Origin of the sequence: Priestia flexa NBRC 15715 (genome assembly GCF_001591565.1) — a bacterium.
In the GTDB taxonomy this organism is placed as follows: Bacteria; Bacillota; Bacilli; order Bacillales; family Bacillaceae_H; genus Priestia; species Priestia flexa.
In genome coordinates, this window is record NZ_BCVD01000172.1 from 1 (window position 1) to 5,934 (window position 5,934).

Here is a 5,934-nt window from a genome sequence, read left to right on the forward strand (position 1 = left end):
TGTCTCAGTCTCCTTTAATTTAATTAACTATTGTTTTTTTACTAGTTTAGCAAGCGCTTCATAGCTTCTAACACTGACGACTCCTCAAAAGGTTTTACAATAAAATCTTTTGCACCAGCCTCAATGGCTTCAACAACCATTTTTTGTTGTCCCATCGCAGAACACATAATAATTTTTGCATTCGGATCAACTCGCTTGATGGCTTTAACCGCTTCAATTCCATTTAGCTCCGGCATTGTAATATCCATCGTTATAACATCAGGTTGAAGGTCATGAAATTTTTCGATGGCTTCTTTACCTGTTTCCGCTTCTCCAACTACGTGGTAACCAGCATTCTCCATAATACTTCTTAACGTTGCTCTCATAAACTTTGCGTCATCTACAATTAGTATTCTTGACAATTATAGCCCTCCGTCTTCCCCTATCTACCTCTGGTCTTTTCCAACGAAACGAAATAGGACTTTTTACTTATTACTTTATCAACGATTCCAACTTTTTTCAAGCCACACCACTTCGTTATCTAGAACCCTGTAAAGCCTCCAAAGATGCTCGTTGTATAAATAATAATCTTGGTCATCCAGTCAAAATATAAAATGATTCCCATTCCAATCATTGCATATCCACCAGCGGTCATCATTGCTTTCATATGACGCTTTATCCAGTTCATTTTACCTATAAAAAACGACATGATAAAAAATGGAATTGAAAACCCTAGCGAATAAGCAATCATGTAGAGCATAGCTGAGCTAGGATTAGTAGCTGCTAGAGCCATAACAGATACAAGAATAGGTCCTGTACATGGCGTCCACCCTGCAGCAAAAGCCATTCCGATAAGAGAAGAACCTAACAAACCTGTAGGTCGATTAGAAAACTGTACTTTGCGATCTTTCATTAAAAACTTCGGCTTAAAGACTCCAACTGTTACAAGCCCTAAAAACACAATGAGTATGGCCCCCACTTGACGAATTAAATCTCCATAGTTCGCAAATAAACTTCCAATAAAAGAAGTGCCAAAACCAATTGCAATAAAGATTAAACAAAAGCCTAGTAGAAAAAAGGTCGTATGTAAAAGAGCTTTGCGCTGATGTACGTTTTTCCCTTCTTTCAGATCCCCTACTGAGACACCTGTAATATACGATAAAAAAGCCGGATACAGCGGTAGACAGCATGGTGAAATAAACGATAAAAATCCTGCTCCAAATGCTAAAAATAAATTCACATCAGCCATTTCTGATTCACTCCATTTGTTTAGAATCTGTTACCATTTTGTCATCAAAATGACTCATCTATTCCTTTTCAAAAAGTGCCATTATCTTGTATAATTAGGTAAAAGTTTTATTGAGAAGGGACCAGTTCTATTGCTGAAACAAAATATATTGTTAGAGATTGAAAAGAAGCGTGAAGAGCTGATTCGGGTCGTTCGAGTTAGTGGATTAAATTCTCCCCCTGCTATTAAGCATAGTCAAGAATTAGATCATCTACTAAACATCTATAATAACACTCCTTCACAGCACTCCGACACAACTTCTACTTAAGAAGTTGTTTTTTTATATCTCTCCACCAGCCTTTCCTTGATGGTTCTGGAGTCGATACATGCTGTAATAAAGACCTTGCTTTTCTAACAGTTCTGCATGAGTACCTCTTTCTACAATTTCACCTTTATGTAGCACTAGGATAGCGTCTGCATGTTGAATAGTAGACAATCGATGAGCGATTGCCACCGTTGTCCTATTTCTCTTCATCTTCGCTAAAACAGCTTGAATAGCATCTTCTGTCTCTGTATCAATATGTGCTGTTGCTTCATCTAGAACTAGTATTTTTGGTTTACGTACCATTGTGCGAGCAAATGATAAGAGTTGACGCTGGCCGCTTGACAATGTTGCCCCCCTTTCAACAAGCACTTCATTATAGCTTTTCGGTAAATCTTCAATAAAAGGTGTTGCCTGTACGAATCTCAGCGCTTCTCGTACATCTTCTTCTAAAATTAAAGGATCATGAAGAGAGATATTTGCTTTAACCGTATCAGCAAAAATAAATGAATCTTGTAATACCAAACCAATTCTTCTTCTAATTTCTTCTTCACTATACGTTTGAAGGGGCTGACCATCAATTAGGATTTCACCTTGCTTTGGCGTATAAAATCCTAGAAGAAGATTAATGATTGAGCTTTTACCACTGCCTGTATGTCCCACTAACGCTACCGTTTGACCTTCTTTTATTAAAAAGGAAATATTTGATAGAACGTTTGTCTTTCCATCATAAGAAAAGGTAACTCCTCTAAATTCTATCATACCTCGTTTAATTGTAGCTTGTGAGTCTTTCATAAAAGACGGTACTTTTTCACCTTCGTCCATTAATTCAAATACTCGCTTTGAAGCGACCATGGCTTGTTGGTACATTGAAAGGCGCTGCATCATTTCATTAACTGGCTGAAAAAAGCGCTCCAAATAGTTTACAAAAGCATATAACACCCCCACTTCTACTGGGCTATCTAAAACTGATATACCAAAGTAGCTAAGTACGCCAATAATTGCAAGAACATATAATACATCAACTGCTGGCCTTAAAAGTAAGCCGTCTAACTTTAAATTACGTACACCAGCTTGGTAATGTGATTCGTTAATATCTCCAAATTCACGTCTTAGACGCTTTTCTTGTCTAAATACCTGAACAATCCCCATACCTTGTAACGATTCGTGAATCTTTGCATTGAGCTGGCTGAGCTTTTCTCTTAACTGTGCATAATAAATCCCACTAAAATGCTGATATGTTTTCATTAATACGAAAATGAATGGTAAAAGCGCTAAGCAATAAAGTGCTAACTTCATATCTAAAATGAACATGGCTATAAAAATACCAATTAAAAAGACACCATTTTGAATAAATACCGCAATCACTTCGACAAACATTTCCTTAATTGCTTCCGTGTCGTTTGTGATTCGTGAAACTAGACTACCCGTTGGCGTTCGGTCAAAGTAGCGGAGCCCAAGCTTATGTACATGTGAAAACACGTCAATTCTTATTTGCTGAATAATGTTTAAAGCAATTCCCTGAAACTTGAGCTGCTGAAAGTATTGAATAACGACCTTGACCATGTTCAAACTTATATAGCCAACTCCTAATAAAAGGAGCGGCTCTACAGGAAAGTAACGCTCTGTTAAATACGTATCAATAAACACTTTAATAAGCATGGGACCTAATAAATCCGCTGTGGTGGCCACCAACAATAAACAAAATGCAAGCGCAAAGGATTTGCGATGGGGAACTGCGTATCTTACTAACCGCCTTAATACTTGTTTATTTTTCATGATATTCATAGCCTCCAGCTTCCACAATCTCTTCTAGCTGCTGCCTTGTATACATCTCTTGATACCACCCGTGTTCTTTTAAAAGTTCTTCATGCCTTCCCCGCTGAATGATTCGACCACCTTTAATGACCAAAATCAAATCTGCATGTGCAACTGCACTCAGGCGATGAGTAGTAATAACCGTTGTTTTATTGCGGCGGTGCTGCTTTAAAGATTTCAAAATAAGGGCTTCAGTTTTCCCATCAACTGCTGAAAGCGAGTCATCTAAAAAAAGCATTTGAGGATCTTGTAATAGTGCACGCGCAATCGACAATCGTTGTTTTTGTCCACCTGATAAAGAAACCCCTTTTTCTCCTACAATGGTTTCATATCCATCTGTAAAGCACGTGATATCTTCATGAACATGTGCCAATTGTGCCACTCGCTCTATATCCGAATGGGAAGCATTTTGGTTTGAAAAGGCAATATTTTCTCCTACTGTCGTTGAAAATAAGAAATGATCCTGGGGAACGTAACCAATACTATTATATAAAGAATCAAAGCTATAAGATTTAATGCTATGTTGATCAAAATAAATATCTCCAACCGTTAAATCGAATTCACGAATAAGAAGCTTTAGTAAAGTTGTTTTTCCAGCTCCTGTTTTTCCTACAATTCCAAGCGTTTGGCCTTCCTGTAAGGAAAAGTGAATATCTTTAAGAGCTGCTTCATCTGTACCCGGATACACAAAGCGGTCAATTTGTACCGTAATCGCTCCATTAGGGCGTTTTGTAATAGGTTTCTCACTTTCAACAATCTCATTTTTTTCTTGTAGTAGAGCAAAAACTCGATCATATGAAGCCCTTCCTCTTTCTACGATATTGAAAAGCCAACCAAACGCTAGCATCGGCCACACTAACAACCCAAGGTACGTAGTAAATGTAACTAGTTCTCCTAACGTGATCTCATTGCTTACGACCATTCGTGATCCAAAAATAAGAGCAAATAAAAAAGACCAGCTCACAATAAAAGAAATCGTAGGGTCAAATAAAGAATCAATTCTCGCTACTTTCATATTCTTTTGAACAACATCAGCTGATTGTCTCGTAAACATATCGACTTCTGAGGTTTCTTTTCCAAACGTTTTTACAACTTTTACACCCGTTATACTTTCTTGCACCTTATCGTTTAATGAAGAAAAAGCCGCTTGTGCTTCTCCAAACCGTTGATGTAACATTGTGCCATATTTATTCGTTAGCCAGGCCATTAAAGGCATGGGTAATAAGCTAATTAGCGTTAGCTTCCAGCTGATTGTTACAGCCATTGTTATTAAAACAACACTGCCCGTAATAACAGAATCCGCAAATGTTAAAACGCCAATTCCCGCTGTTTGTTGAATAGCTTGAATATCATTCGTTGCGTGAGCCATCAGGTCACCCGTACGTTTACTTTGATAAAATGTTTGATTCATTTTCGTGAAGTGTTCATACAACGTATTGCGCATTTGTCGTGCCAGCTTAACAGCAGCACCAAAAATCATAACTCGCCATATGTATCTCATACCATATGAGCCGACAGCGGCTGCCCCTAACAAGAGCACCATCTGAAGGAGCTTTTCTTTTGATAAACTTCCTTTTTCAATAGCATCAACTGCCCACCCAATAACACGAGGTGGCACTAGCTGAAGTAAAGCAACCGCTATCAAAAGTAAAATCCCTATGATATACGCTCTCTTTTCTTGCTTAAAAAACCATCCCAAATCACGAAATATATTCATAACCCCACCACCACCCCTGTTTTTTCTATATTTTCTAACAATTCAAATATTATATCGCTTACATATTTTAACACAATCACATACTATCGTCAGTACATACTTATATTATATACGCGTAAGCAGTTAAAGCTCTTTATAACGCAACGATATTTGCGTTATCCCTTTCCCTCTTACAAATACTTAGTGTACAAAAAAGACACCCTTTAAGCTGAGAGTGTCTGTCCAATTAACCGTTATTTAATTTGGCTGTTCATCGCTTTCATCATTTGGTTAATCTTCTTCTGTGATGGTTTCATGCCCATTTGCATCATCATCATTTTTAACATTTGTTCATTAATTGGTGGATTTTTCTTAAAGTAGCTCATCATGTATTTACGAGCAATGAAAAATCCTAGCGCTACCCCAGCAAGCAATGCTAGAATACCAACTAGAATATATGGCCACATACTACAACTTCCTCCTTCGTGTTGTCTACCTTACAGTGTACTAAATCATTCGCCAATATACAATATTTCCAGACTAATTTCCTTAAATAATTACACATATTTTCTTGTTTTAACAGGCCTTAGCCATCCGTACTCTTCTGTCCCGTAATTAATTGCTAGATAGCACGCATCAAGCTTTCGCAGCACTTCAAAGAAAGCGGTCTCTGCATCAACATTTCCATCTCCTTCAATCGTTATACATCGACTATTTATTTTCAGCGAAGCCCGGCTTTTTTTGTGTGGGTATTCTAAAACAAAATGATCATTGTGTATAAAGAAGTGAGGGTATTGAGAAAATATTTGAAGTATCGCGCGCTGAATATATGAAATAGCAAGGGGTCTTGTAATGTATTCAACCTGCTTTTGAAGATATTGATCTTCTAAT

The 5,934-nt window shown here is 37.5% G+C and carries 7 protein-coding genes; 1 reads left to right on the forward strand and 6 read right to left on the reverse strand.

The features are described 5' to 3' along the window. Window positions 1–41: 41 nt before the first annotated feature. Together BFL01S_RS18590 and BFL01S_RS18595 are read right to left on the reverse strand one after the other, a co-directional pair. Window positions 42–401 carry a response regulator gene (locus tag BFL01S_RS18590; protein WP_025908280.1) on the reverse strand — a complete coding sequence of 120 codons (360 nt, stop codon included), beginning with the start codon at window positions 399–401 and terminating at the stop codon, window positions 42–44. Window positions 402–520: 119 nt separating this feature from the next. Then, a complete protein-coding gene (locus tag BFL01S_RS18595; protein WP_025908279.1) occupies window positions 521–1,228 on the reverse strand; it encodes a cytochrome c biogenesis CcdA family protein in 708 nt (235 codons plus the stop codon). Between the two features lie 130 nt (window positions 1,229–1,358). Here BFL01S_RS18595 and BFL01S_RS20200 point away from each other — a divergent pair, with 130 nt between their 5' ends. Continuing rightward, on the forward strand, window positions 1,359–1,535 hold the full coding sequence (locus tag BFL01S_RS20200) for an aspartyl-phosphate phosphatase Spo0E family protein (protein WP_076512718.1): 177 nt from the start codon (window positions 1,359–1,361) through the stop codon (window positions 1,533–1,535). 12 nt (window positions 1,536–1,547) lie between these two features. On the opposite strand, the gene BFL01S_RS18600 is transcribed toward BFL01S_RS20200, so the two are convergent. From BFL01S_RS18600 to sirA, 4 genes are all read right to left on the reverse strand, one after another. Next, window positions 1,548–3,308: an ABC transporter ATP-binding protein gene (locus BFL01S_RS18600; RefSeq protein ID WP_390894740.1), complete on the reverse strand. Its 1,761-nt coding sequence runs from the start codon at window positions 3,306–3,308 to the stop codon at window positions 1,548–1,550. Then, window positions 3,298–5,064: an ABC transporter transmembrane domain-containing protein gene (locus BFL01S_RS18605; RefSeq protein ID WP_061786609.1), complete on the reverse strand. Its 1,767-nt coding sequence runs from the start codon at window positions 5,062–5,064 to the stop codon at window positions 3,298–3,300. The genes BFL01S_RS18600 and BFL01S_RS18605 overlap by 11 nt, the downstream gene beginning before the upstream one ends. A gap of 233 nt (window positions 5,065–5,297) precedes the next feature. Beyond that, the gene (locus BFL01S_RS18610) at window positions 5,298–5,510 is read right to left on the reverse strand and encodes a YneF family protein (RefSeq protein WP_025908276.1); all 213 of its coding nucleotides are present in this window, start codon (window positions 5,508–5,510) and stop codon (window positions 5,298–5,300) included. A gap of 90 nt (window positions 5,511–5,600) precedes the next feature. After that, the coding region (gene sirA / locus BFL01S_RS18615; protein ID WP_061786610.1) for a sporulation inhibitor of replication protein SirA at window positions 5,601–5,934 on the reverse strand (334 nt) is incomplete at its 5' end.